This is a genomic window from Candidatus Thorarchaeota archaeon (genome assembly GCA_013388835.1).
Classification (GTDB): domain Archaea; phylum Asgardarchaeota; class Thorarchaeia; order Thorarchaeales; family Thorarchaeaceae; genus JACAEL01.
In genome coordinates this window covers 26593-52037 of record JACAEL010000044.1, presented here as the reverse complement: position 1 = coordinate 52037, position 25445 = coordinate 26593, and the positions used below count along the sequence as shown (strand labels likewise).

Annotated in this window: 32 protein-coding genes and 1 tRNA gene; 13 read left to right on the top strand and 20 right to left on the bottom strand. The window is 52.9% G+C overall.

Translation table 11 applies throughout. The features are described from left to right. Positions 1-75 precede the first annotated feature (75 nt). The 4 genes from HXY34_08285 to HXY34_08270 form a co-directional block, all read right to left on the bottom strand. Positions 76-357, bottom strand: a complete 282-nt coding sequence (locus tag HXY34_08285) for a 50S ribosomal protein L44e (GenBank protein NWF96127.1) — start codon at positions 355-357, stop codon at positions 76-78. 82 nt (positions 358-439) lie between these two features. After that, positions 440-619, bottom strand: a complete 180-nt coding sequence (locus HXY34_08280) for a preprotein translocase subunit Sec61beta (GenBank protein ID NWF96126.1) — start codon at positions 617-619, stop codon at positions 440-442. Between the two features lie 82 nt (positions 620-701). Then, positions 702-998, bottom strand: a complete 297-nt coding sequence (locus tag HXY34_08275) for a nucleotide pyrophosphohydrolase (GenBank protein ID NWF96125.1) — start codon at positions 996-998, stop codon at positions 702-704. Between the two features lie 36 nt (positions 999-1034). Beyond that, entirely contained in the window at positions 1035-2294 is a 1260-nt protein-coding gene (locus HXY34_08270) for a serine hydroxymethyltransferase (protein ID NWF96124.1), read from the bottom strand. A gap of 253 nt (positions 2295-2547) precedes the next feature. Here HXY34_08270 and HXY34_08265 point away from each other — a divergent pair, with 253 nt between their 5' ends. The 4 genes from HXY34_08265 (at position 2548) to HXY34_08250 (ending at position 4579) form a co-directional block, all read left to right on the top strand. Beyond that, the gene (locus tag HXY34_08265) at positions 2548-2697 is read left to right on the top strand and encodes a hypothetical protein (protein ID NWF96123.1); all 150 of its coding nucleotides are present in this window, start codon (positions 2548-2550) and stop codon (positions 2695-2697) included. Positions 2698-2868: 171 nt separating this feature from the next. Beyond that, the gene (locus tag HXY34_08260) at positions 2869-3009 is read left to right on the top strand and encodes a hypothetical protein (GenBank protein ID NWF96122.1); all 141 of its coding nucleotides are present in this window, start codon (positions 2869-2871) and stop codon (positions 3007-3009) included. Between the two features lie 107 nt (positions 3010-3116). After that, positions 3117-4091 carry a nitronate monooxygenase gene (locus HXY34_08255; GenBank protein ID NWF96121.1) on the top strand — a complete coding sequence of 325 codons (975 nt, stop codon included), beginning with the start codon at positions 3117-3119 and terminating at the stop codon, positions 4089-4091. Positions 4092-4411: 320 nt separating this feature from the next. Next, positions 4412-4579 (top strand) — tRNA-Lys (locus HXY34_08250). 318 nt (positions 4580-4897) lie between these two features. Here the strand turns inward: HXY34_08250 and HXY34_08245 are convergent. Next, complete coding sequence (locus HXY34_08245) at positions 4898-5428, bottom strand: fibronectin type III domain-containing protein (GenBank protein NWF96120.1); 531 nt, start codon at positions 5426-5428, stop codon at positions 4898-4900. A 189-nt stretch (positions 5429-5617) separates the two neighbouring features. Between HXY34_08245 and HXY34_08240 the strand changes: the two genes are divergently transcribed. Further along, positions 5618-6598 carry a hypothetical protein gene (locus HXY34_08240; protein NWF96119.1) on the top strand — a complete coding sequence of 327 codons (981 nt, stop codon included), beginning with the start codon at positions 5618-5620 and terminating at the stop codon, positions 6596-6598. On the opposite strand, the gene HXY34_08235 is transcribed toward HXY34_08240, so the two are convergent. Genes HXY34_08235 through HXY34_08210 form a run of 6 tightly spaced genes read right to left on the bottom strand, consistent with a single transcriptional unit; the run spans position 6591 to position 9997 of the window. Next, positions 6591-7277, bottom strand: a complete 687-nt coding sequence (locus tag HXY34_08235) for an ABC transporter ATP-binding protein (GenBank protein NWF96118.1) — start codon at positions 7275-7277, stop codon at positions 6591-6593. The two genes, HXY34_08240 and HXY34_08235, sit on opposite strands and share 8 nt — an antisense overlap. A gap of 4 nt (positions 7278-7281) precedes the next feature. Continuing rightward, positions 7282-8496, bottom strand: coding sequence for an FtsX-like permease family protein (locus HXY34_08230; protein NWF96117.1), 1215 nt, complete (start codon positions 8494-8496; stop codon positions 7282-7284). Next, positions 8465-8881, bottom strand: coding sequence for a hypothetical protein (locus HXY34_08225; GenBank protein ID NWF96116.1), 417 nt, complete (start codon positions 8879-8881; stop codon positions 8465-8467). The genes HXY34_08230 and HXY34_08225 overlap by 32 nt, the downstream gene beginning before the upstream one ends. 10 nt (positions 8882-8891) lie before the next feature. Then, positions 8892-9362, bottom strand: coding sequence for a hypothetical protein (locus tag HXY34_08220; protein ID NWF96115.1), 471 nt, complete (start codon positions 9360-9362; stop codon positions 8892-8894). 14 nt (positions 9363-9376) lie between these two features. After that, complete coding sequence (locus HXY34_08215) at positions 9377-9574, bottom strand: DUF4418 family protein (GenBank protein ID NWF96114.1); 198 nt, start codon at positions 9572-9574, stop codon at positions 9377-9379. A gap of 15 nt (positions 9575-9589) precedes the next feature. Beyond that, positions 9590-9997, bottom strand: a complete 408-nt coding sequence (locus HXY34_08210) for a hypothetical protein (protein NWF96113.1) — start codon at positions 9995-9997, stop codon at positions 9590-9592. Between the two features lie 124 nt (positions 9998-10121). On the opposite strand from HXY34_08210, the gene HXY34_08205 reads away from it, so the two are divergent. Both HXY34_08205 and HXY34_08200 read left to right on the top strand, forming a co-directional pair. Next, positions 10122-11753, top strand: coding sequence for a hypothetical protein (locus tag HXY34_08205; GenBank protein NWF96112.1), 1632 nt, complete (start codon positions 10122-10124; stop codon positions 11751-11753). Between the two features lie 12 nt (positions 11754-11765). Beyond that, positions 11766-12386 carry an ECF transporter S component gene (locus tag HXY34_08200; GenBank protein ID NWF96111.1) on the top strand — a complete coding sequence of 207 codons (621 nt, stop codon included), beginning with the start codon at positions 11766-11768 and terminating at the stop codon, positions 12384-12386. Here the strand turns inward: HXY34_08200 and HXY34_08195 are convergent. Continuing rightward, positions 12345-12824: a transcriptional repressor gene (locus HXY34_08195; GenBank protein ID NWF96110.1), complete on the bottom strand. Its 480-nt coding sequence runs from the start codon at positions 12822-12824 to the stop codon at positions 12345-12347. The genes HXY34_08200 and HXY34_08195 overlap by 42 nt on opposite strands. Before the next feature lie 174 nt (positions 12825-12998). Between HXY34_08195 and HXY34_08190 the strand changes: the two genes are divergently transcribed. Continuing rightward, the gene (locus HXY34_08190) at positions 12999-13649 is read left to right on the top strand and encodes a peroxiredoxin (GenBank protein NWF96109.1); all 651 of its coding nucleotides are present in this window, start codon (positions 12999-13001) and stop codon (positions 13647-13649) included. Positions 13650-13710: 61 nt separating this feature from the next. Here the strand turns inward: HXY34_08190 and HXY34_08185 are convergent, their stop codons facing one another. Then, positions 13711-14943: a glycosyltransferase family 4 protein gene (locus tag HXY34_08185; GenBank protein NWF96108.1), complete on the bottom strand. Its 1233-nt coding sequence runs from the start codon at positions 14941-14943 to the stop codon at positions 13711-13713. A gap of 51 nt (positions 14944-14994) precedes the next feature. Here HXY34_08185 and HXY34_08180 point away from each other — a divergent pair, with 51 nt between their 5' ends. Further along, complete coding sequence (locus HXY34_08180; protein ID NWF96107.1) at positions 14995-16068, top strand: hypothetical protein; 1074 nt, start codon at positions 14995-14997, stop codon at positions 16066-16068. A gap of 45 nt (positions 16069-16113) precedes the next feature. Further along, positions 16114-17178, top strand: a complete 1065-nt coding sequence (locus HXY34_08175) for a class I SAM-dependent methyltransferase family protein (protein NWF96106.1) — start codon at positions 16114-16116, stop codon at positions 17176-17178. On the opposite strand, the gene HXY34_08170 is transcribed toward HXY34_08175, so the two are convergent. Then, the gene (locus HXY34_08170; GenBank protein NWF96105.1) at positions 17168-17593 is read right to left on the bottom strand and encodes a DUF371 domain-containing protein; all 426 of its coding nucleotides are present in this window, start codon (positions 17591-17593) and stop codon (positions 17168-17170) included. The two genes, HXY34_08175 and HXY34_08170, sit on opposite strands and share 11 nt — an antisense overlap. Before the next feature lie 58 nt (positions 17594-17651). Here HXY34_08170 and HXY34_08165 point away from each other — a divergent pair, with 58 nt between their 5' ends. Further along, positions 17652-18326, top strand: a complete 675-nt coding sequence (locus tag HXY34_08165) for a protein-L-isoaspartate(D-aspartate) O-methyltransferase (GenBank protein ID NWF96104.1) — start codon at positions 17652-17654, stop codon at positions 18324-18326. A gap of 11 nt (positions 18327-18337) precedes the next feature. Here HXY34_08165 and HXY34_08160 read toward each other — a convergent pair whose 3' ends face one another. The 5 genes from HXY34_08160 to HXY34_08140 are packed head-to-tail and all read right to left on the bottom strand — an operon-like array spanning position 18338 to position 22571. Then, positions 18338-19018: a CTP-dependent riboflavin kinase gene (locus HXY34_08160; GenBank protein ID NWF96103.1), complete on the bottom strand. Its 681-nt coding sequence runs from the start codon at positions 19016-19018 to the stop codon at positions 18338-18340. 15 nt (positions 19019-19033) lie between these two features. After that, positions 19034-19681: a haloacid dehalogenase gene (locus tag HXY34_08155; GenBank protein ID NWF96102.1), complete on the bottom strand. Its 648-nt coding sequence runs from the start codon at positions 19679-19681 to the stop codon at positions 19034-19036. Further along, positions 19678-20643, bottom strand: coding sequence for a 4-demethylwyosine synthase TYW1 (locus HXY34_08150; protein ID NWF96101.1), 966 nt, complete (start codon positions 20641-20643; stop codon positions 19678-19680). The genes HXY34_08155 and HXY34_08150 overlap by 4 nt, the downstream gene beginning before the upstream one ends. Before the next feature lie 59 nt (positions 20644-20702). Beyond that, positions 20703-21974 carry a TIGR04013 family B12-binding domain/radical SAM domain-containing protein gene (locus HXY34_08145; protein NWF96100.1) on the bottom strand — a complete coding sequence of 424 codons (1272 nt, stop codon included), beginning with the start codon at positions 21972-21974 and terminating at the stop codon, positions 20703-20705. A gap of 6 nt (positions 21975-21980) precedes the next feature. After that, positions 21981-22571, bottom strand: a complete 591-nt coding sequence (locus HXY34_08140) for a proteasome subunit beta (GenBank protein ID NWF96099.1) — start codon at positions 22569-22571, stop codon at positions 21981-21983. Positions 22572-22683: 112 nt separating this feature from the next. On the opposite strand from HXY34_08140, the gene HXY34_08135 reads away from it, so the two are divergent. Then, entirely contained in the window at positions 22684-23718 is a 1035-nt protein-coding gene (locus HXY34_08135; protein ID NWF96098.1) for a 50S ribosome-binding GTPase, read from the top strand. A gap of 9 nt (positions 23719-23727) precedes the next feature. Here the strand turns inward: HXY34_08135 and HXY34_08130 are convergent, their stop codons facing one another. Further along, on the bottom strand, positions 23728-24792 hold the full coding sequence (locus HXY34_08130) for an RNA 3'-terminal phosphate cyclase (GenBank protein NWF96097.1): 1065 nt from the start codon (positions 24790-24792) through the stop codon (positions 23728-23730). A gap of 105 nt (positions 24793-24897) precedes the next feature. On the opposite strand from HXY34_08130, the gene HXY34_08125 reads away from it, so the two are divergent. After that, positions 24898-25419, top strand: a complete 522-nt coding sequence (locus tag HXY34_08125) for a nicotinamide-nucleotide adenylyltransferase (GenBank protein NWF96096.1) — start codon at positions 24898-24900, stop codon at positions 25417-25419. Positions 25420-25445: the final 26 nt, after the last annotated feature.

Genomic DNA, 25445 nt, shown 5'->3' with positions numbered 1-25445 from the left:
CTCTGTCGATGGAAGGATGTGTCATTATAACTCTATCGACAATACCATGTCCTGAGTGTCATTTCGAGTAACGCCCTAGACGCGTTCCAGGTCCACCTTCTTGAGACGCATCCCCTTAGTCTGAAGTATGTATCCGCAGTCCTTGCACTTCACCTTGAACATGGTCTTCTTGGTGGTCTTGGAGAATCGCTTCTGGATTGGCTTTGGGAAGGAACCGTATCCTCTCGTCCTGCGTACCATTCTGCGAGCCCCCTCTGCCATGGTCCTGTCTTTACCCTTCTTGTATGCGGAAACCTGATGGACCGTGTAATTCTTGCAACGCGGGCAATATGTTCGACGTTCCGTAGCAACTCTCATGTTCAATCACCATCACTGGAGCCATCGGCTCCGCACTTGTGCTGCTTATAATCCTTAGCACATGGATTCCGGAGAAAGGCAATCAGGCAAAGAGGTGCGCAACCACTGTTGCGATTACCAGCAGGGTCGCGATGATTACAACAATGCTTGGGCTCACCTTGATGCCAGGAGTCTCGTCTTCGAAGAACCTTATCAGGCCTGCTCCGCCGGGAAGCGGACCCTCACCTTTTCCTCTACTGCGCTTCTTGACAGTCTTTGGCATTTGTCGTGCGCCTCCTAGGCTCTCTGAGACCTTTGATGTTCATCTTTTAATCCTTTTGACATCTGTGGCCTCTGCGTTCTGGCTATGGCTCATCGGTACAGTTGCAGGGAGAGTGAAGGCACCTTGGGCATGTGTTTCTGTACTTGGAGAGAAGCGCGTCTGACAAGTCGATGTCAAGCAGGTTGGCTACTGAGCAGAGCCAAGCAAAGGCATCCGCCATCTCTGATGTGATTTCCTCGTGGGATGATTTACTCATGATTGCCTCAGTGAGTTCCGAGAGTTCTTGGAATGTGCGCAGGAGTGTGCCCTCAATCCCTCTATCCCTGTCTCTGTCGAGGTATAATCGGCGCATGAGTTCCTGTGCATCCTTCGTGTCCATGACACTTCCCCCGCAATGGGCAGGGCTCTCTCAGCCCTACCTGAATCTTAAGTGCGCATAGGCGGGTGTTGAACTCTCAAACGCAAAGTGCACCTTCTGGTACTCCTTCCGGAATTGGGCGACTTCATCTGCGACCTTCTTCACAGACTCACCCTTGACCACCACCCGGTGCATATACTCGGCTATTGCATCCATCTCTGACTCCTTCATACCGAGTCGCGTCATCTCACTCACTCCAAGTCTGATGCCGCCAGGGCTCTTGTAGTCTCTACCACGTTTTGGATCCCATGGCAGAAGGTTCCTATTGATGATTATGTTTGCCTTCTCCAGTTCTTCTTCAACTGTCCGGCCGTCTTTCATTGGTGTTTCTGTGATGTCCACCAGAATCTGATGGGAACGAGTGAACCCCTTCTCTTCAGCCACCACTCTCCAGCCTCTTTCATGTAGGGCCTGTGCAAGTGCTCTTGCATTCTTCAGTATCTGGTCACAGTAGGCTTCACCAAACTCAGTCATCTCAGCCAGTGCCACCGCAAGCCCCGCCACGTTGTGAAGGTGATGGTTGCTCATAAGGCCCGGAAACGCAGCACGCTTGAGCTGGTCTGCAAGCTCTGTTTTGGCCAGCACAATTCCATGCTGTGGTCCAGGCATGGTCTTGTGGGTTGACGCAGTCATCACGTCCGCACCCTCCCTGAGCGGGTCTTGGAACCTGTTGGCTGCAATCAGTCCGGACACATGGGCCGAGTCATATCCAATCTTCAGTCCGTATTCGCTGGCGATGTCGCGAAATTCCCTTACAGGATGCGGGAACAAGAAGACACTACCGCCAAAGAGCAGGAACTTGACATCCTTCCCCTCCTCGTGGAGTTCTCGAATCTTCTTCAGACTTGCATCAACATCGATGTTGAACTCCTTCTCATCGAACTCCCAGTTCTGGACCTTGTGACCTCTGATCTGTCCGGCCGTTCCGCCAAGGTTCTCCCGTGCGTGGGATATGTGGCCACCGTGTGAGATTGACAGGGCCATCATCCTGTCCATTGGTTGCATGACAGCTGTATACATCATTAGGTTTGCAACCACCCCAGAGACTGGGCGCACGTCTGCGAACTCCGCACGAAAGAGTTTCTTGGCGAGGTCGATACATATCAGCTCAACCTCGTCGATGTAGGTACAGCCTGCATATACACGCTCTCCTGGCCACCCCTCCGCATATCGATCCCTGAAGTCGGACACTATGGCTGACCTCACGGCTGGCGAGGACACATTCTCTGATGCAATCAGGTTAATCGTCCTCGTCATCCAGTTGTCATGCTTCTCGATTAGGTCAAACACCTTGTCGTAGAGTTTCTTGTGCTCGCTCAATCATGGCACCCCGTGTCTTCTTGTGAGGTCCTGCAGTCCGCACACTCTGTCATCGTTATATGAGTTGCGACGAGTACTCCCCAGAGCACAGCCTGCATGATTGCGTGTGATACTAGGAATGTTTTCATGTAACCTCTTGCCGGGTTCCATGCTCACATATTGATCATGGCGTCTGAACCACATGGCTCGAATGGCAGCTGCTCTAGCTCTGCTCTTGACGATTCTGATTGCAGACTTGGTCTTTGCTCTCATGCTCTGGCTCCCGCTGTTCCAGAACACCGAAGTGGTTCCAATCTTTGTCTTTCATCGCTCGGTTGGACACTTCAAGACGCGGGATTAGTCACTACTCACTTCCTACCGAGGACAGCAGAGGCCTCTACGAGTGCGAGCCTGTTCACACCAACTCCTACCTTCGAGGCTACGCTGGTCTGTCTTCTCTTCTTTTCATCATGGGCCTCATGAGTCGCTGTACGCGCAAGGCAGACTGCTCAACATCATTGGACTGCTTCTCATGCCACTCCATCTGAGCGATGCTCGTCCCAGCCATCCTCCTGCATGGAGACTGGGCAGTAGGTGGCTGAGAAAAGGTCTGCCGCTGGCAAAGAGCATAACACTCAAGGAAGAAGACATAGTTCAGACCTATCCGTCCTAGAATGTGCAAACCGGCACAAGTTTCAATAGCGTGGTCTCAACCGCTCATTATGCAATGTGGTCTGTTTGAGAAAACGCGATGAGTACGCGCACCTTGTGGTGACCTAAATGATCAAGACCAGAGTAACTGAGATGTTGGGCTGCAAGTATCCGATTGTTGCTGGGACCATGGCGAGAATATCTAATCCCGAGTTCGTCGCAGCAGCCAGTAATGCTGGTGCTTGCGCAGTATTGGCCAGCGCGAACTACAGGTCACCGGATGACCTGCGTGATGCAATCCAGCGGACGCGGTCTCTCACTAGCCAACCATTCGCAGTCAACATCAATCTGTTTCCAGCACTCATGCCTCAAGATAAGCTGGAGGACTACGTCGATGCTACCATAGCTGAGGGCGTGAAGGTCATTGAGACGAGTGGGCACAAGGCCCCTGAGGAACTGGTCCCCAAGTTCAAGAACAGCGGTGCTATCTGGATTCACAAGTGTGCTGGTGTGAGGTATGCGCTGAAGGGGGCATCTCTTGGTGCTGACATAATCACAGTCGTCGGATATGAGAACGGTGGTGCGACTGGTACTCTGGACATTGGTACGCTGGTCATGACGCCATCTGTAGTCGACGCGGTGGACGTACCTGTGATAGCCGGAGGTGGAGTGGCCGATGGACGTGGTGTGGCCGCAGTCCTAGCATTGGGTGCTGAAGGAGTAATCATGGGCACTAGGATGATGGCGACGAAGGAGTGCCCCATCCACAATCAACTCAAGCAAGCGTTCGTCAAAGCAGCAGAAACTGACACATGCTTGGTCCTGCGTTCTGTCGGCAATACTCACAGGGTGTGGAAGAACGGCGCAGCACAGCGTCTATTGGAACTGGAGTCACAAGGTGCCCCACTCTTCAAGCTCATTCAAGTGGCTGCTGGTGACAAGGCCGAGGAGATGTACAGGAACGGCGACATTGACCTTGGAGTGGTCGCCTGTGGACAGGGCGTGGGATTGGTGAGAGACATTCCCACAGTCAGGGAACTGCTGGACAGAGTGATGGCTGAGGCTGAAGACGTAATCTCACGACTCAGCCGACTGTCAACGTAGTATCTGGCCGAAGCCCCTCTGATGGCAGACGATCCAATCCAGGCATTATCCACGCCCGGCGGAATCTCTGGTGGCATTTGTGGAGGTGCGCCATCAGATGAACAACTCAGCTTATGGCGGTGTCGCGCATTCCAGCTCTGTTGCAGAAATCAAGTCCGGAGTCGGAAGAGGAACCAGCATTGCTTGATTTGCACCGAGCATGGACACTAGAGCCACTCCCTGCTTCAATTTCAACCATGGGAATTCAACGTCTGACTTGTGCAACAGACCCGTGCGCTCCGAAATCTCTATAACTGGAAGCGGAACACAAACTGAAATGCGGGCCAGTGGCTAAGCCAGGTATTGGCAAGAGCGACGGCTCACGCCGCCGATAGCGACAGGCTCTTACGCTCCACAGTCCTGTGCTGTGGGGAAGAGAGACTTGTTGGTCGGGGGTTCACATCAGCTAGTTCCTAGCTGTTGGCCTAGAAGTCCCCCCTGGCCCGCCATTATGTTCTCCCATGTCATGGAGCCTGCTCACAGCATCCTCTTCACTCACATGACTTGTGCCTACTACTACACTGCACTCTTTACGAAGCACATAGTCCGCTTGCGCTCTTAAGGGAGCTACTTGAGCAGCTGAATGTAAGGGATGAGATCAGTGAGTATCTTGTTCTCGCCTTCTTCAGGTGTTCCAAGAGAGTTGTCCCTCCCGTCTTCTGTCTGGACACAATGGTCTGGAGGTCCGCCCCCTCAGATATCTGAAGGAAAGAGCCAGAGGGGCCGCAGCCGATGCGGCCCTCAACGAGTGGTGTGTCCACCGCAATCTACTGTCTTCTTCTGACAAAGTAGACCGCACTGACTGCGACGACTGCACCTGCTATGATTGCCAGCAGGATATGCTCTGCGGGATTTCCGCTTGGTTCCGGTGTTGTGGTTGTGATTGCGGCCGGGCTGTTCGTCTTGCCGCTGGGGCTGTTCGACACCTGACCGTAGTTAATTCCGTCGTAGGCAATCACAGCAAACCAGTAAGTCTGATCCGTGGCCAGACCTGTGCTCTCTCTTGCCTCTGCGGTACCGTTCTTGGCAGGAGTCCACGACTGTGTGTATGTTGTCGCAGAGTCCCACTCAGCCCCGGTTATGTTTCCAGTGGTCGAGTACTTCTCAACATAGCTTGTCGCGTTGCCATCGTACACGTTGTTCCCTGGTGCTGTCCATCTGAGAGTGATAGAGTTCTCCGTCACCCCGGCCACAGCAAGGTCGACAATGGTTGCGGGCTGTTTCAAATCCATGGACATGGCGATTGTCACCAACGGTGCGATGGTCATCAGTATCACAAGCACAACAGCTTGCAGCACGAAACCTGCCCGCCGCGCGTTTACTCTTCTATAGATATAATCCCTCATTTTGTCTATGGCCCATACTAGTGGCCCAAATCTCATGTCCTTGCGGCATTCACGGTTCATTTAAGAGATTCTGTAACGGGCTAGCAGTCGGCAAGCCTTTAGAGCAATACTCCGTAAGACTGCTGCACAGGGGCCGCACAGATGATTGTTACAGTCGGTACAGTGATACTGCTGGTAGTCGGACTGCTATCCATAGCACTCGCTATCTATGGCGGACTGGTAGCCTCAGAGATACTGGAGCAGTCACAGGGCGACACAGAGTCGAGAAGCAGGGCTGAGGAGAAGTACTACCTCCTCTCGATGATTGCATTCATTGTCCTTCTTGCTCGGATTCTCGGGGTGCCTCTCTTCTTCTGGATGGTTCAGTCGCTGGTACCCTTCTGTCCGGGGGCCATGTGCGCCTACGGTGTACTGAATGTCGGCAGTCCCTACACAGTATTCGCTCTTGGGTTTAAGGTCCTCCTACCATTTGCCTACGGTGCTTGGATTGTTGTAGAGCTTGCCAACCGAAAACACCCCGGCCTGCCAATCCTGCCCGCTCTGGCAAGGTCCTTCGCTGTGGTCCTGCTCCCTCTGCTTCTTGCTGATGGCGCAAGCGATGTTCTGACGGTGCTGGTGATTCAACCAGTCTACGCCCCCTGTTGCTCAAGTCTGTACGATGTGAGTCCGCCATTCACTCCGTCGTCCCTGCTAGGTGCCGGCTCGGGCCCCCTCATCATGATCATGACCCTTCTCATACTCATAATGCTTGCCGCAGTGCAGTGGGTTCCCTGGCAGGTTCGAGTCATGCGTGTCCTCACAGGGATGCTAGCGGCAGCAGCTGGGTTGCTCTATCTCATTACACTGCATGACAGTTATGCGCCGCTTGTACTGGGGCTCCCGAATCATCATTGCCCCTTCTGTCTCTTCCAAGAGTACCCTGACACTGCCCTGTTCTCAGCACTAATCTGGCTAGGCGTGGCAGCCACCGTATGGCGACTCCTTGTCGAGTTCGTGTGGAGCAGGAATCACCTCCCGAATGAGCTACTGGCAGACATGGGCTCCGTCCTGCGTAAGACTGCCTCTCTGTCCATCACATTCAGTCTGGTTTCTATGCTGTCCCATCTCCTGCTAGTCATTTAGTGCCATTCTCCAGCAGCTTACCGCTGTCAAGCCTGTGGATTCTGTCTGCCCACTTGAGCACGATTGGATCATGCGAGGCAACAACAACCGTCAGTCCTTCGTCTTTACACATACCCTTGAGCAAGCGCAATAGACTGAGAGTGAGAGACTCGTCGATGGCGCTACTTGGTTCGTCTGCAAGAACTACCTTTGGGGAGTTGATTAGCGCTCTTGCAATGCTAACCCTCTGCAGTTCGCCGCCGCTGAGTTCAGCAACTCTGAAGTGCAGCCTGTGACCCATATCGAGGTGTTCTAGGATGTCCACAGCTTGCCTCTCGGCAGCTGAGCGGGAGATGTCCGTGCACATCTTGGGTAATGCGACATTCTCTACAGCTGTAAGGTGGGGAACGAGATACTGTGACTGAAAGACCTGACCGATCTTCTCTCTCCTCATCCGGCTCCTAAAGATGTCGGACATACCTGACACGTCAATCCCGTCAATTGATATGCTTCCGCTGCTTGGTTTCGAAAGGAGTCCTATCAGTGAGAGTAGTGTCGTCTTGCCGGAGCCGCTGGAGCCTGCGATTCCGGTCAGGTGTCCCTCTTCTATCTTCAAGGTGACCCCGCGCAGTGCGTGTACTTGTTGTCCGTTACGTCTGTAGTACGTCTTCCAAACGTCCTGGACTTCGACTAGCGCCACCTTGCTACACTCCTCTCAAGACTTGATCCGGGTCCGTGATTGCATTCCGCCATGCAGGTACCACCGTAGCCACAAGCACTGGTACTAATGTCGTTGCGTAGACCTCGATGCACGTTTCAGCAGAGATGGCCAGAGGCAGGCCAGAGTTCAGGAGATATGTGCTCCACCCCAAGAGATACCCAGCGAGCAGTGGAGCACCCAGTACATAGTCGAACAGTATCGCTGCTGAGATTCCAAGACTGCCTCCGAGCAGGCCCAAGACCAATGCCTCCACCATCCTGATCTCGAGCACATCCACCGTGCTGAATCCCAGCGCCTTGAGCAGACCCACCTCTCTGCGTGCCTCATCAGCCCCTGCGCTTGAGGTTGAGAACATAAGCATCACCACGGACACTAGGAAGACCGCCCACACGATGGCTACGATGCCTGCCCTTGTACCGTATGTGGCCATGCTCGTAGACCTGATTGCATCCCTCGTCAGCACGCGCGCCTCTGCTTGAAGACCCTCGATGGCAAGCGCTATACTGTTGACATTCGTACCATAGTCCACCCAAACTGCGACATCAGTACAGCTCATATTGTCCATCCCGAACAGCTCCCGAGCACTGCTGATGTCTGTCAGAATCATGTCATAGCTGTAGATAGTTGAGCTGCTCTCGAATACCCCCACGACGGTGAACTCCAGCAGTCCTCCGTCATATGCGATCAGTGCTATTCTCGAACCGACCCCAATCTGAACAGGACTTGCTGCATTGCGCATCAGGTCCGCTATCCCCTGACCAATCACAAGTTCTCTGGTCGCGTTGTCATTCAGGAAGCGGCCATCACCCACGATTTCTGTCCCGATTACGCCAACTAGGCTGCTGTATTCTGTGACATTGACACCGACGATGGTCATGAGCATCCCGCCACCCACATCCACGTACCCCCAGACACGGGGCGTGCTGACCCGTACCCCCGGGACGTCTGCAATCTCCGCCACCCACTCATCCGGTAGCGGGACCTGTCTTCCAGCGACTAGTTTCTGGACAATCACATCAGGTCCGTTGTCCAGTGATGCCTTGACATCTGTCATGACACCCTCTCTGACGATTTCGACCGAGCAGAGCAGACCCGATGAGGCCATCAGCAGGGCCACTATCGCCATTGAACGTGCCCTGTACTTCAGGACGTTGCCAAGGGCATAGTTAGCTAGGTTGACGTGTCTGTTGAGCGCCATATGACCTCCTCCCGAGGAGCACCAAGGTCAGCAGTGGCACGAGCACCATCGCGACTGCGAGGGCTACTGGTCCCTCCTGATGCGGAGGCCCGATGATGTGCATGTCGCCTTGAGCATGTGGAATGCTGCCTGGAAATACCATCGGTCTGCCCTGCAAGGGGTTCCCTAGGTATAGTGAATAGCCTCCTGGTACATCTCCAATCATCCCGAATGGTGACTCCAACATCGGTACACGTACGGTGTACGAATCCTGTACTATTGCAGGTCCAAGCTCCACAAGGGGCCACACTCCCACGGTGCCGGACCCTTGTGATTCAAGAAGCACGAGCACAGAGCTGAGTGTAACCATGACAGCAAGAAACGATACTATGTGCAGTCTTCTCATCGAGTACCACCTAGTTAGGCCACACGTATGGGCACTCCGTAATCACACCCCCGTAACGATTCATGAAGTGTCCCTCACACAGTTCCTGCCCCTCAACGTTTCTGCACAAGGGCACGATGGTGGGTGCAAGTGTTGTTGGGTTTAGGTAATGGGTGGAATAGACCCATACTATCATCGAATCGTCCCAGTCCATGAGCATCCCGCACATGGGGCAGTGGACCGTTATTCTGTCCAGTTGGTTGATTGTCTCATGTGACACTAACCAATAGAATGCTAGCAACGACACATTCACGCAACAGTAGTGCGTTCGAGTCCCGTTATGGAACATGAAGGTCACCTCATGACCAAGTCGTTCCTGAATCTCAAGTCCAGTCCAGTCACAATAGACATGTGTTTCAAGAGTGAATGTGTATGCGAGAATACTAGAGCAGACTAGAATGACAACCACGATCTGCATGGCATTGCGCTGGGCAGAGTTCAAGCTGCAGGCACCGCCTAGGTGGACGACTCAAGGCTCTTGTATAGCCCCGCTATTGCCAGAACCGCGACAGCCGCTCCCAAGACAGTTTCGACGTTTCGGGTTGTCCAACACCTCATTTCTGTCATGCAGACCGGGGCGAAGGTCCAAGGCGCCAATGCCACCAAGAGTCCAAGCGCTAGTATAACCAAGTAGACTATTCCTACGAACTTCAATATTGCATTTCTCTCCTATGCATTGATGTTTATTGTGAATGTCTGTGTGTTTGCTGAATTCCTCGTCGGTGACCCGTCATACGCAGTCGCGTAGAGGCTGATGCCGTCTCCAATGGAAACGGGCCCGAATGAACCAACCCACCTACCACCGGCTATGCAGAGACACGCATAGAATCTCATCTCTTGTTCGACCCACTCTCCGCCGTTCGTTGCGATGTGCAGCACTGCACCCGAAACACCGGAGGGGTCTATGCAGTAAATCACAAAGCTGACACTGTCTCCTGCTTTTGGTATCGCTGGCACTATGTCCACCTCGTAGATGTTCGGACCCGCATCGTCCTCGAAGACAGTCGCTAGAATTGCAGTGGCCAGAAGTGCCACAAATGCAACACTCACACCGACTGTTATTGTTCGATTCTTCAACTGATAAATGCCAGCTTCCTGTCCGTCAATTGCCGATGTGTGTGACGGCATTATAAAAGGCTTTTATCTTGGTTCGGCTCTTCTCTCTAGGATTCTCCCGACGAACACTCCAGCTGGTGCAGCCATGACCTCAGCTTCAAGGAACAAGTACTTCATCGCAACGCTCACGATCTCCATAGTCTTGGCGGGAATGACGTTCAACAACCTCCCCGGTCCGATGACAACGTTGAGTGTACAGGTGATTGACGGAGTTGTATACAACTTTGCGGACTATCCATACCTTAGTCATGAACAGATAGGGCTCTTCAACTACATAGACAGTCTCGTCACGGGGCAGGGCTACGGTTCCTGGAACGGATGGAACGCACCAGAGGAGTTTCACGGACTACTCCATTATGTACTTGCCTTCATGGCATATGCAACAGCCAGTTTCTTCGAGTCAACTCCGGGCTATCGCACTAGCGCGTATCATAACTTCGCCTATTCTCTGATCAAGCGGATGAACACGACTGTTGCAGAGTATGGAAACAACTCCATTGAGTATACCGAGTGGATGCATCCATCATACAACTTCGTAGAGTACTACTGGCCCGACCCCTCCAACTCAAGTGGACTATACATGGGCGGTTTCAGGGGACCAGCCAACATCATGTGGACGGGTCATTATGCTCTGATGATGGCGCTGTATGAACGTAATTTCAACACGGGGTTAATGACAGACGAGCTGTCATGGTTCGTTGCAGACTGGAACAATTCTCTCACGACTGACGGATATGGTCATGCGGATGCCGACGGGATATGGAACACGGGTCTAATTCCGTGCGAGCCATACATTGTCTTTGTCCAATGCAATAGCATTCCCATGTACTGCACGGTACTCTACGACAACCTGTACGGCACCCACTACTTTGAAGACGGTATGTGGGACTATGGCCTCTATTTCATCAATAACGTCATGCAAGATCAGTACGGCTTGTTCACCGACGGATACTACACGATGAAGCCTATGGGCTATGTTCAACCCACTGAGGGACCTGCCCAGCCCTTTCCCGGTCTGTCACAGGACAGATACATACGGGATGGTCGCCCGAAAGTATCCTCCTATTGCAATGGATGGGCACTGACCTTCCTTGAGTACATTCAAGAGAATGAAACAAGACACGATTATCCCGTCTTCCTTGAACACTTCGGGAAAGAGATCTCCAACGACCAGATGTACATGCTTGACACATACAACAATCAGAGGGGCTTTGGCACCTTCGATATGCTCGGCACATTGTTCACAATGGCTCTTGCCAAGCAGCAAGGCGACTTTCATACACTTCAGCGCCTCTACAACTTCGTTTACAGCCCATACAACAAGATTTGGTCCCAAGATGGTCGGAGTATGCACTTCGATACCTCTGCGGCACTTCCATTCCTCCAGGTTCCTCTCGCGTTCGGTTCACTGTGGGCCACCACACCTGTGACTGTACGGATGCTCGCAGATGCTCGACCAACGGAGTTCTGGAGTTACCCATATATCAGCCAAGCGGACGATGAGAACATCTGGATCTATCAGGCAGTGTGGGATTCACAGAAGAGTGCGTTCATCCTCAACATACAAGTAGACCGACCTGCCACATTGAGATTTGATAACTTCGCTCACACTCCCAGAGCATACTCGGGTGGGGCGGCAATCGCGGAGTTGTCGGCCGTTGGCGGCGGTCACACACTCACGCTTCAGCCGGGCACCTACAATCTAGTCATTCGATGAGGAGGTGGAATATTGTCAGACAATACGCCCATTTCAATTCCTACCAGCACAACACATGCGAGGTCCGTATTCAGAATGGCCCGCCTTGATAGCCGGAGTGCCATCTTACTTACCTTGACCACGGGAGCACTTGGTGCGGTCTTGTATGCGTGGCTGTTGACACTGCCACTACCTCACCTAGTGGTTTCGCTGTTCGTGCTCGGTTTCAGTCCTGCAGTTGTCATCATTGCTTTGGTGGCTGCCATCAGAGGTCCTCTTGCTGGTTTTGTGACGGGCTATCTCGGCCACGTCCTGAACGGCCTTTTCCATGGCACGGTCTTGGCAATGACACTTCCTGCACTCGCTGCGGGAGTAATGGGATTGATTGTCGGTGCTCGATCATATGACTTGAAGAACGGTCGCTCGCTGGCAATGCTATCTCTGACCGCAGTTGTCGGCTATCTCTTAATGACAATGCTCACTGTCGCTGTCGGTTTCCTTGTGATAGTATACTCTCCCTTGGTCCTTCTCGGTTTCGTACTGCTCCCAATGCTAACTCTAGGCCTGCCATCAGTATTCCTACTCACTCCTGTTGCAGCCAGACTCTGGCAATTAATCTACGACAGAGCCGCGCCCAACCGCATTAGAACATGACCGGCTGGGATAGGTCTGTGTGTGCAGCTTACACTTTGAGCATACTCCATGTATCTCGAAGCGGTGCTCTCTGATTAGAAAACCAGTCCTAGCACTAACATCTGAGAGAGTGTCTGCCAGGTCGACCTCATAGTCGTCCACACAACCACACTTTATACACACCAGATTCAGATGAACCGCCATCTCTGGGTCGTATCTGGTTGACCCATTCCGATAGCCCATCTCTCGTACAATTCCAATGTCAAGAAAGAGCTGCAGCGTCTTGTAGACAGTGGCCAGACTGATTGTGGGATCCCGCCTCCTAGCGCACTCGTATATCTCAGTTACAGTTGGATGAGAGCCTGCGTTGCAGAGGGCCTCATACACTGCCAGACGCTGAGGAGTGGCTCGATGTCTACTCCAGCGAATCCGTTTGGTCACTTCCTCCAAGTCCATCATCGTTGGTTGCCTCTTGGTTCATTGACGCCGTGCCAATTGAGAATGATTTGTCATTAATAAGTAATCTTAAGTAGAACCGTATATGCACTATAATTAAGACGGGGCGTTCTCAGGACTGATTGCGAGCCCATTGGAATGGAGAACGTTCTCCGTCGTGCGGTAGGTGAAACCGAGATGGAACCTCAAGAATACCAACCAAGAATGCTGCTCATTGGAGAAACCGCTCCAGACTTCGAAGCAAACACAACCCATGGTCCAGTCAAGTTCTCTGAGTGGGCCAAGAACAGCTGGGTCATACTGTTCAGTCATCCTGCGGACTTCACACCCGTCTGCACCACAGAGTTCATGGCATTTGCAGACATCTTCCCTGAACTTCAGAAGCGAAACGTGAAGTTGATTGGACTCAGTATCGACAGCATCTACTCCCATATCGCATGGGTACGGACCATTAAGGAGAAGCTCGGGAAGGAGATTCCGTTTCCCATAATCGAAGACCTGTCAATGAATGTGGCGAGGAAGTATGGCATGATTCATCCTGCACAGAGTAGCACTGCTGCAGTCCGTGCCGTGTTCTTCATCGACCCTCACTTCAAGCTGCGAGGCCTAATCTACTATCCACTGAGCAATGGCAGAAACATGCATGAGATCCTGCGTATGATTGACGCTTTCCAGACCTCTGACAAGTATTCAGTGGCTACCCCTGCGAACTGGCAACCTGGGGATGCGGTGATTGTGCCACCTCCAAAGACATCCGCCGATGCTGACAAGCGTTTCAGCGAAGGCTATGACTGCGCGGACTGGTTCTTCTGCAAGAAGAAGCTGTAGTTTCTCTGTGGGACTCCTCCCACACCCCTCTTTTTTCTTGTGGCATGCAAATCATTCTTCCTCAGTTGTCGCGCTGTGACATACTTCCGATTGCATTGTGATAGACTCCCAAGAGCGAGCTGGCGTGTTCTGACAGGCTGAATCTCTTCTCCACGGTCGCCCTTGCATTCTTGCCTATCCGAAGCCTGAGTGTGTCATCACGTAGCAACACTTCAATGACATCTGCGAGGTCTCCTGCGTTACCTGGGGGCACAAGAACTCCGTCGAACCCGCTCGTAACAATCTCTCTTGGTCCGTCGATATTACTGGAAACCACTGGGACTCCGCAGGCCATGGCCTCTACGATTGAGAGCCCGAATGGCTCACTCCTGGAGGGATAGACAAAGACCCTACTCTGGTTGACCACTCGGCTCACTTCGTCCCATGGTACCACTCCTAGGTAGCTCACACAAGAAATGAGACCGGACCGCTTCAACATTGACAACAAGGTGTTCCTGTACGAGCCATCCCCCGTGATGACCGCTCTGAACCCGGGCACCTTCATTCTGAGCCTGCTGATCAAATCTGGAATGAGGTCGACGCCTTTGGACTCTTCAAGACGCCCCATAAATGCCATGTGCCACTCCTTCTTACACTCTAGGGGCCGGAATGTGCGAGTGTCCACCCCGATGTACAGCGTCCTTGTCCTACCCGATCTGCCACACGGTCCCCGTAGCGTCCGAATTGTATTAGTGACTGCATCACTCACTCCCAAGATCATATCAAAGGGACAGACTGAGGAGAACTGCTCGTAATCCGTTGTTGCCTGTCCACTGGGGAGTATCAATGGCTTTGGAAGCCCATGCACAGTCGCGATGAGTGGGGTGCTGTCCAGTCCGCCTCTGCGGCGAATCTGGTCCAACACTCGATTGAACACCACATATGTGCTGTGTGCGTGGACTACTGCTGGTTGGAGACCGGTCAAGAGTTGCTCGAGCTCCTCGCGCAGAAGGTCCACATCCTCCTCCAAGTCACCATGAGCGAACATGCTCGTGACGGCCGCTGCCCGTTCCTCCTTAGGCAGCTTGTAGAACTCCCACTTACGAGCCTCGAGCAGATTCCCCCTAAGCTGTCGAACTTCATAGTGTTCTCTCTTGATGACAGATGGCGAGTCTCGATGGGGGCTTTGAGTCACAACCGTTGACCTATGACCTCTCCTCTCTAGCTCTGCAGACAGATAGTGAATATAAGCCTCATATCCTCCAAGACCGGCAGGATTAAGGCTGTCACACAGGTGCAGTATTCTCATTGTCAATCGAGTGGTCCTTCGAGCCCTTGCATGCAGCATCTACTGAGGAATTGACTGTTGAATAATCTCACGGCCGCCGAGTATGCCATCAAGTCACTGCCAGCTGTGTTGCGGGATCGAGACGTGTTTCACGACAAGTATGGTCGTGTGTTTGTGACTCTTGGGCACATACAGCCATCGGACAGGGTTCTCTCTATTTTGAAGTACATCCCTCACTCTGCAGGCAAGTGGCGGAAAGGTGCTTCTTGTTATCAGCGTGTGTTCTGGGGGGGCGTCGCTTCATTTGTCAGCGGCTTGACCGAGCTCCCCCCTCAGTACATCACCTATGACCATCACTTCGGAACTCGGCTTCCCGAAGTGCCCCGGTCGGAGATTGCATTCTATTTCAGTCCAGAAGACCGACTGAAAGAGATAATCGACTCTGGCCCCAAAGACATCCTGGAAGAGCGAGCTGCCAGTCTGTCGCATGAACTTAACACTCACCTAGGACTCCCATACTCTCGTCTGGGTGTGACTGGGAGTGTACTCTGGAAGGCTCATGACCCATTATTCTCAGACCTCAACATGAACGTCTACGGTCTTGAAGCGTCTTGGGCACTCCAGAAAGGCTACCAGACACTAGAGAAGGCTTCCGACTCTATCACACTACGTCGTGATGAAGACTGGGCGGCCACGGCCGCTCGAATGCTCAACAGGTCTCCTGAGCTCACCAATACGGACATACACAGACTGCTTGAAAGGAGGACCGGCATCCATCTGAACGGCCACTGCGTTGGCATCACACCGGTTCTTTTACCGGATGAGGCGCCTATACTTCACGGTGCTGAAAGATACACGACGTTAGGACATGAACCAGTCACTACGGTCGTCAAGATAATCGACGACCGGTTCGGCCTATTCACTCCATCCATATACCCATGTACAACTGACTCGACTGACCCTCGCAATGGTGTAAGCCGGCTGATCATATACGAGGGTGCATTCAGAGGTCTCCTACGGTCTGGGGATGTGGTCCAAGTCAAGGGAATGTTGCAGTCCGTGGTTCCGCAAGACGGGATTCGCGAACCCTTCACTCAGGTCATGATTGGCTCCATGAACGGTGCTGGGTCTGAGTACATGCGTCTTCTGTAGAATGGCGCAAGTGTCATAGGGGATATGGTCTACTCGAGATGTGCGATGTCATCGAGGCGCCCATGTGTTCGCGTACCCCTAAGAATGGGGGAACAGGTTCGACGTATGCTCCTCGACAGAGGACTTCTCGACACCACATACCAGATACGGTCTGATGGGGAGCGTCTTGCGCTACCTCTCAGTCAGTCACTGAGCCTGCCTCTACTATCCTCAATTGTGGACGTAGACGAATTGGAGATTGGCGAAGGCGAGTTCCTTCCCGTGACATCGCTTCATCACAGTCTTGAGGAACTCCTCTGTGACAGGCTGACGCCTGATGAGTTGAAGCTTCTTCCGCGCGCCTACGATTTGGTCGGAGATATAGCAGTGCTTGACATACCTGCTACGTTGGCAACTCATGAGAGGGCGATTGGTCAAGCATTCCACAAGCTCCACAGGCACCTGTCTACCGTGCTTGTGAAGAGAGGCGCTGTTTCGGGAACCACGAGAGTCCGCCAATATGAGTGCCTGTCCGGGTTGGACAAGACCGACACGATACACACCGAGTACGGTTGCAGGATTGCTGTTGACCTTGCAAAGGCGTACTTCAGTCCGCGGCTCCTTGAGGAACACAATCGTGTTGCAGGGCTTGTGCAAGATGATGAAACAGTGCTTGACATGTTCACGGGAGTGGGTCCGTTCGCTCTTCACATCGCCAAGAGAACAAGTGCAACAGTCTACGCCGTCGACATCAACCCCGATGCAATAGCCCTTCTTGTTCGCAGCATTGGTATGAACAAGCTAGTCGGGAAGATTCAGCCCTTTGTCGGGGACGTTCGCGAGTTCGTTTCGACCAGAATCTGCAGTAGAAGTGTGAGCAGAGTCATAATGAACCACCCCTCTCAGGCAGCTCGGTTCATGGGTGTGGCCTGCAGCGCTCTACAGAAGAATGGTGTTGCGCACTATTACGATTTCCTGCCTGAACACGAACTTGAAACAACATTGGAGGACAGAGTACTGTCACTTGTCTCCGACACGGGACGGGATGTAGTCGAGATCTCTTCGGTCCGCAAAGTACGTGAGAGCGCTCCCTACGAGTATCAGGTTGTTGCTGACATCGTCATCCGGTGATGTAGGTGATCTCGCACTCCAGTTCCATCGACGAGTCGCTAAGCGCTCTGACAAACGCGCGGTTGAGGTCTGAGGCTGCTTTGTCTGCCAGCACCATCAGAGTGCGGCCACACTCGTACGAGCTCTTCCGTACTACCATGCTGATGGAGTCCATGTATGTCAACCCTCCACTCCCTCTCCCTCTCACTGTTTCCGTATGGCCTCCTGCTGACATTCTAAGGACGATTCTTGTCGCCGGGGATATAGCAAGGCCCCTTATCTCACTGCTCATTTCGGATAGTGCAAGGTCCGCACCGACTGCGATGATACACGTCCCCTTTCTAGAGAGGTGGGTTTCTTTGGTTATCTCAAGCGTGGTCTGATGGTTTCCGATGACATTCTCGTGACCGTGAGCTGTGAAAGATATCCGTTGAATCAACCGCTGGCACCTGTCAAGCTTTTATTGAGGAAGTCGCAATAGCCACTAGTTCTCCATGTCCGCGAGTTCCCTTGCCAAGGAAAAAGAACATCTCATTCAACGACTTAAGGCAAGTGGATATCTTCGAAGTGAAGACGTCGAACGTGACATGAGACGGGTTCCACGAGAGGAGTTTGTCCTTCCTGAGATGAGGGATGAAGCATATCGTGACACCCCCTTGCCGCTGTTCCATGGTCAAACGATATCTGCTCCTCATATGTGCGCAATCATGTGCGAGGGTCTCGGACTTAAGGTGGGGCTTACTGTGCTGGAGGTGGGGACTGGCTCAGGGTATCATGCAGCTCTGTGCGCCGAGATTGTATCTCCCGAGGGCGCTTCGAAACCAGGTCACGTCTATACAGTCGAGATAGTGAAACCTCTAGTGGACTTTGCGACCGCCAACCTGTCCCGATGCGGTTACAAAGAAAGAGTGACCGTCATTCATGGCGATGGCGGAAAAGGGCTTGAGGAAAAGGCTCCCTTCGACCGCATACTGGTCGCTGCTGCTGCACCTGACATACCCCGTCCCCTAATCCAGCAGCTCCGTCCCGGGGGTATCCTACTGATTCCCGTGGGCCCCCGTGGTTTCTACCAAGAGCTACTCTTTGTTGAGAAGGATCTTGACTCCAGAGTTACCCGTAAGAACTGGGGTGGAGTTGCCTTTGTTCCGCTCACTGGCGAATACGGCTGAGAATCACAGTATCATACTGCCATGTGAAGTGGTATAACCGAGAGTGTGACCTCGCTGTGTTCGTTCAAGCCTAGGGACTTCCGTAGATTGACTGGAGATATGACCTCGAGAATCTCCGGACTGTGGTGTGTTCTCTGAGCAATCACCACTGCTCCGTCGGTACTGCCATTGATTCGGACTCTGTAGCAGATCACATCCCCAAAGGTTCGGCCATCGTGCATGAAGCCCCTCACAACCAGTGGTGGTGTGTGCTTCATCATCGTCACGGCCTTCAGGGACTCGTCGTTCCTCACCTTCACATTCAGAGTTCCCGGGAATGGAGCGAAGCCTAGTTTCTCCCTGAACCTTTCGGCATATACCTCGACATAGTACGCTCCCTCACCCAAGCCAGTCACAACAGTGCCCTCTATGACTATCTCATCGCTTGGTGCGGTGAATGCAATTTCGAGTGTTGTAAGTACTTCGAGCAGCTCCTTCTGCCCCTTCTCTGTCAGTTGCACGCTCACTCCCCTTGCTGTGTGTGCTCTCTCGAGGAGGCCCTCGCTGACACATGCCGAGATTCTCCGGGAGGCAGTCTGTTGGCTGACTCCAAGAAGCGTTCCCAGTTCGGTCGTCGTCAGATTGCATCTCTTATGTACCGCTCCTCTCTTAGCTAGCGCATAGAGCGTGAACAACACCTCGGGAGTCAGCATAATGGTCCCCCTGGGCTAGGCCTGAAGACGTTTCTCAAAGGCCCTGATTTCACAGATTAGCTTTTCCTGCTGGACCGCAGAGGTCAGCTCGCCTCGCGTTCTTTCAATCAGGCTCCTTGCGACGTCACACTTGCGTCTTAGGTCTGGTATCAGTGCCTCTGGATAGTCAAAGGCCTGAAGCTCGTCCAGTATTTCCTCCATGATTGTCAGCAGCGTGGACGCTCTCTCTGTCTCTCCCTCTCTTATGTGGTCAAGCGCCGCTCTCCTGAGTTCGCCTATTGTGTCAGCTAGTCCTGTCAGATAGGGTCTACTAGGTATCCCATAGGTGTCTGGATGCACAAATCCACTCCCGATGAGGAGCGACAATAGGCTCGTTGCCTCTGTAAGTTCTTGGTATGCTGTGTCCAGCAATCTACTCCTTGAGATGAACGAGCTCGTAGTAGTCTCTTGTGTCGCTTTCCGAAGCACCTCAGCAGCTTGTGAAACCTGCTCTGAAGCCTCGTCAAACTGTCGTCTGTGCATCGCCTTAATTGCTTGACTGCACATCCTGACGACATCCCGTCCGAGCGGGAGTACTCTCTCTCTTACGCTGTCATCAGCCTCGATTTCCTTCCTTACGGAAGCAAGAATGTCTGAAAGGGTCACTTCTATTCCCAGACTCATGTGTGTTCTAGTTTCTTTATCTCTTTGCTCCGGGACAACAGCACCACCCGGCTCTCGACTTGTTCATCAATGAGATAGTATCCACAGCTGTCAGAGAGTCTTTCTGAGAACTCGCGTATGATGTCATGAGATGGAGAGTTCGCCCGACTCATCCGGGAACGGGAGAACCCGAGAAACATGTATCCCTTCGCTTCAACAAAGTTAGGTTCGCCCATACGAATGAGCTTCGAGTACGACTCGACGTCACCCATGTTCCATGAGGCGACCATCGTGAGTCTGTTCACAGTCCTGCAGTTGAGCGAGCCAAGCATTCTCTGACTCTCCTTGACTCTCTCCCACGCCCCCTTCACTATTGGTCTGCAGAGGTTCCTGTAGGTCTCTTCATCAGGAGCAGCCAGTGTCAAGTACAGTTGAGTCGGCGGAGTCATGTCTGCAATCACCTCAGGCATTGTGCCATTGGTCACTACAAACGACGTCATTCCCCTCTGCCTAATTGCATCAATCAAGTCACTGAGATACGGATAGAGTGTGGGCTCTCCTGCCAGTGAAACCGCTATGTGCTTCGGTTCTCTCGCCTCCCGCCATTTCTCTGGTTTGACACTTGGAGCCACCGCAGGATTGTACCCTCCAAGCGACCGGAGATTCGCCTCAAAAACTGCGTCGATTAGGTCATCGGGTTCCAGTATCGAGCCACGATTGGTCGTCAGTTGGTCCCACTCCACTCCAATGTCGGAGGGTGTCACACGCCAGCAGAAGCGACATTGTTGAGTACATTTGTCGACAACGGGGGTCATCTGCAGGCATCTGTGTGATGCAATGCCATAGAACCGCTCCTTGTAACATGACCTTCCTTCAAGAAGGCTTTTCCTTTGCCACTGGCAAGCCTTGAATGCTCCGTGACCACCGAGAATGTGGTACCCCTGCCGTCTGAGACGTAGTTCTAGTTCACTTGGCATTGTCAAGGGTGTTCGCACTCCAGACAGTCCCCGGACTTATCAGCGTTTGTTATTGAGGCCTAAGGTCAATACTCACCATCGCCGTGCCCGTGCAGTTCCTGTGCCAGCCGCTCTTGGTTATCCCATGCCCCAGTCAACATTCCCCGTCGCGAGAGATCCCCCAGCACTGCTCTGGTTTCACTGCTAATCTTTCCGGGCGGAAAACGCTCGTATTCACTACCGGGCAACGGCATGAACACATGGCTGTGAATCTGTGCTCCAATCTCAATCAGTGATTGACAGACCTCAAGGCTCTTCTGTTGGTCTTCGAATCTCTCCCCTGGCAGTCCAAAGATGAAGTCGACATGAGGGATGAAGCCGCAGTCAAAAGCGATTCTTGCTGCCTCGATGCCGTCTTCAACTGTATGGTGTCGGTTAGCATCTTCAAGTACTCTGTCACTCCCTGACTGAAGGCCTATCTGGATGGTCTTGTTGGCTACATAGTGCCGCATGATCTCCAACGCCCTTCGAGTCACGAACTCTGGTCGCACCTCCGATGGGAATGCTCCGAAGAACACCTCTTCCAGTCCTTCGACTCCGGTCACACTGCTTAGGAGCCTCTCCAGTCTGTCTGTTTCGGTCTGCCGTCCATGACCACCATAGCATAGTGCGTTGGGCGACAGGAGCCATGCTCGTCTGAAGCCCCTCCTCTTCACAGCCTCTGCAAGCCAATGTGCAACCATCTCCACTGAACGGTGTCTTACAACTCCTCCTGAGATGAACGGTGTCGCACAGAACTTGCAGTGGAATGGGCATCCTCTGGTCACTTCGATTGGGCCAACTATGTTCATATCAAGAGCAAAGGGTGGGTAGTCATCGAGTTGAACTCTTGAAAGGTCTGAGGGTCTTGGATAGGTCTGTGAGGCACGTCCTACAACTCCTGGGATGCTTTGTGGATCCTTGTCGTCCTGCATATGGCATAGGAGCTGTGGAAATGTTCTTTCTCCCTCGCCAACCACCACATAGTCGAAACCGGCACCGAGCATCTCTTTAGGTCGAGCCGTCGCATGGGGACCTCCTCCGACTATCGTGATGTCCCTGCCAAACTCCCTTCTCAACCGCGAGCATTCCTGCGCTATACTCTGAAACTGGGTGCTCATGGCTGAGTAGGCCACAATGACTTGTGTTCGCTCTTGCAGACCGCGAATCATTTCAGAGGAGAGATTGCGGGGGACATGAATCTCCAAGTCGCTTAGTCTTGGGTCCACTTCAATTGCGCCCAACAATGCAGCGATGCTGTATCTCGAGTGCTGGGTGTACCGGAAAATGAGTGATATGGCGCCCACTTTGAACTGCACGCACTACTAGCTGACTACCTGCTCGGTAACGCCATCGCTGGTCACAGTCATCAGGCGAATTGCACCACCTGACTGGATGTCTCTCGCAATGGCCGCCTTCACAGCGCTGACGGCAATCTCCTGACCTTCCTTCACGGTCAGACCCTTTTTGTATTGCCTCTCCAGCACACCATAGGCCACCTCCGTTCCACTGCCCGCAGCCGTGAATTCGTCAGGTATGAGCGATCCGCCCATGTCGAGCGTGTAGAGACCTGCTCCATCCTGGTCCACTCCCACAATCACGGTCTGCACGTACAGCGGATTGAGTTTCCTAGAGTATAGCGTGTTGGCCACCATTTTGGATAGCGCCTTCAGGCTAATTGGTCTTCTCTCATCCAGCTCATAGAGCCTGATACGTGCCTGTAGCATGTCCACTAACTTCTGATAGTCTGATGTAAGCCCTGCTGATGCAAGGACGATGTTGTCTGACAACTTGAATGCTTTGACTCCTTTCTCGCTGAGCACTAGTGTGCCCCATGTGATTAGCGAGTCGGTAGCGACGACCGCCCCGTCTGCACACTTGATGCCAACAACTGTTGCACCGGTAGGTAGTGACATACTCAAACCTCTATCTTGAGTGGACGTACTTGGTCAGTTGCATTTGTTTTAAAGGCTTTACCTAGAACCGTAAGACGACCGCTCAGACACGGTCACTCTGGAGATGCTCTGATTGTCCTATCTCAACCCGTATTCGCGCCTGCAAACAATCCACTCGGCTCAAGAGATTCTTGAACTTGCCCAGAATCGGTCCTACAAGCTGAGCATGAAGAGTTCTCTGAGACTGCCACGGCTAGAGAGGACTCGCATCAGAGAGATTGCGCGAGTACAGGAGTTTGCAAAGCAGGTCAAGTCGAGACTGCGTGACGCCGTTGAGGGGTTTCCCACTCTTGAGAAGCTTCATCCCTTCTACTACGAACTCACTGATTTGATTGTAGGTGTTGACAAGCTGAAACAAGCCCTAGGCGCCGTCTATAACTCGACCAGGCCAATAGAGAACATAGCTGACCGTCACATTGCACAGCTGAAGACTGCGACTGATATTCGTGAGATGAAACGAGCAAGGCGTGCCGCAAAGGGAAGAATATCCTCGATAGTACGTGCTACGGCTGGCAACCTTGACCTGATGATAGAAGCCAGAAGGGTGCTAGTCCGCCTCCCAGGAGTGAACACCACGATACCCACCATTGTGTGTGCAGGGTTTCCCAATGTTGGGAAGTCCACGCTTGTGCGTGCAGTGTCCACCGCCGAGCCCGAGATTGCCTACTACCCTTTCACCACCAAGGAAGTGATTGTGGGGCATCTTACAGTTGGCAACCAGACGATTCAGATTGTAGACACACCTGGCATCTTGGATCGACCCATGTCTCAACGCAACGAGATTGAGAAGAAGGCGATTGCCGCAGTAAAGTATCTCGCTAATGTGATTCTGTTTATGCTTGACGCATCTGAGACCTGCGGTTGGACATTTGAAGAACAGATGAACCTGTATTCTGAAGTGAAACGGAGCTTTCCCCTGACGCCAACCGTGATCGTCCTCAACAAAGTGGATATCACGCCCAGTGACCACTTGGCCGTTGCAAGAGCCAAGTTGCCTGGCGCTTTCGAGATTGTCGCGTCCAGTGGGACTGGTGTCGCAGAACTGATGCAAGAAGCGCTCAGTGAAGTGGACTTGGAAGAGTCTACTCCCACTTCTAGTCCGGACTGAGACCGGTCCTCAATGCGTTCTCAGCGCTGAGCCCTCCACTGTCAGGACCCCCTGCTCTCCTAAGGCACCCTCCAGGCGTATGCTCGCGCCGATTATACGTTCTGCAGCCCAGACATTCGTCAGCAGATGCGATGTGACCTCGCAGACTCCAATGCAGCTTCTGCCCTGGGCCATTCCAAGATAGGGGACCAACATGTCCGCGAGAAACGGATCCACAGCTCTTCCCGTTGACAGTGCATTCAGCAGACGCATAGCCGCCTCCTTTCCCACTTCCTCTGCACTCTTCTCTCTGGCTCCAAGGCTGTCCGCGCCTATCCTGTTTCCGCTATCTGAATCTGCCCACAATACAATGCCACTTCCGGGGCCCAAGTGGGGATCACGGTCCACCGGATATGTTTCCTCGCGAATCTGAACCTCCCGCAGGCCTTTCTCCTTCAGGAGACTCTCGCAGGAAGCAGACTGCCGCTTGGCAATATGTGATGGGAGACGCACACAGTGGGACACACCATGGACTTGCTTCACGGTGCCGAAGTCCACTGCATCAAGAGTGGCAAGTGTTTCGACCGGACTGACCGAGCACCTCACTCGTCCACCTCCCTTGGGATAATGTCCTCTCTGCATCTGCTCAATCTCGATTGTAGGCCCCATCTTGGCAATCACAAACGAGAACACGTTTCTCATGTAGTCCACCGGAGGGCTCCATGCAACATCAGTCCCACCCCTGAGATCAAGTTGCACGCGTTCCTGTGAGACGACTGCTGGTGGAAGGACTGCCTGCAAGACCAGCGAGATCGACCCTGCACTACCAACATCATAGGACAACCTGCCGCCCCTTCTCTCTCGAGGTATGAATGTTATCTCTTGGCTTCCTACTTCGAGTCCATGTATGTCTGCGTTGACAAGATGTCCGACAAGTTCGACTCCTGCCAGATGCTGCTTCTTCAACCCCGGTTGCGGTCGGCCAGCTCGTATACGGGTGATTCTGATAGGTTTCATAGTGAGGGCAGAGAGCCCAACTGCCGTACGGAGAATCTGTCCGCCGCCTTCACCAAAAGAACCATCAATCTCTATCATCCCCTTACCTTTTGGCAAGTCAACCAATTAAGTGCTTCTCAAGTACGTGTGACCTCGGTTACCTAACTCTTATCTGGGAGTCGGATTCATCCAGATGTGGTCTGCATGAGGTCCGTCTTCATTGGCCGCTTCCAGCCTGTTCACAAGGGTCACGTTCATACACTGAAGCAGATTGTTGAGAAGGGCGAGGAATTGGTGATAGTCATCGGCAGCGCGCAATACTCCCATACCCCTGACAATCCCTTCACAGGTGGCGAGCGCCTAATGATGCTCAAGGCCGCTATTATGGCAGAGGGTCTTCCTCTTGACCGCATCGACATAGTCCCCCTGTCCGACGTCAACATACATCCCCTGTGGGTTTCACATCTTCGTTCTTTTGTGCCATACTTCGACAAGGCATATACCCATAACCCACTGGTTCGCCAGTTGTTCGTTGATGCCGGCATCCCAGTAGACGACACAAGGCTCCTTCAGCGCACCAACTACAGTGGCACTCACGTCCGTGACCTGATGCGATGGAACGGCGAGTGGGAATCTCTCGTACCTGATGCCGTGGTGGACTTTATCAAGAAACATCAACTGGACGAGCGAGTACGAGTCATAGGTGAAGTCACCACAAAGCGCTGAGCAAAGAGTAGAGTTCATATAGGTGA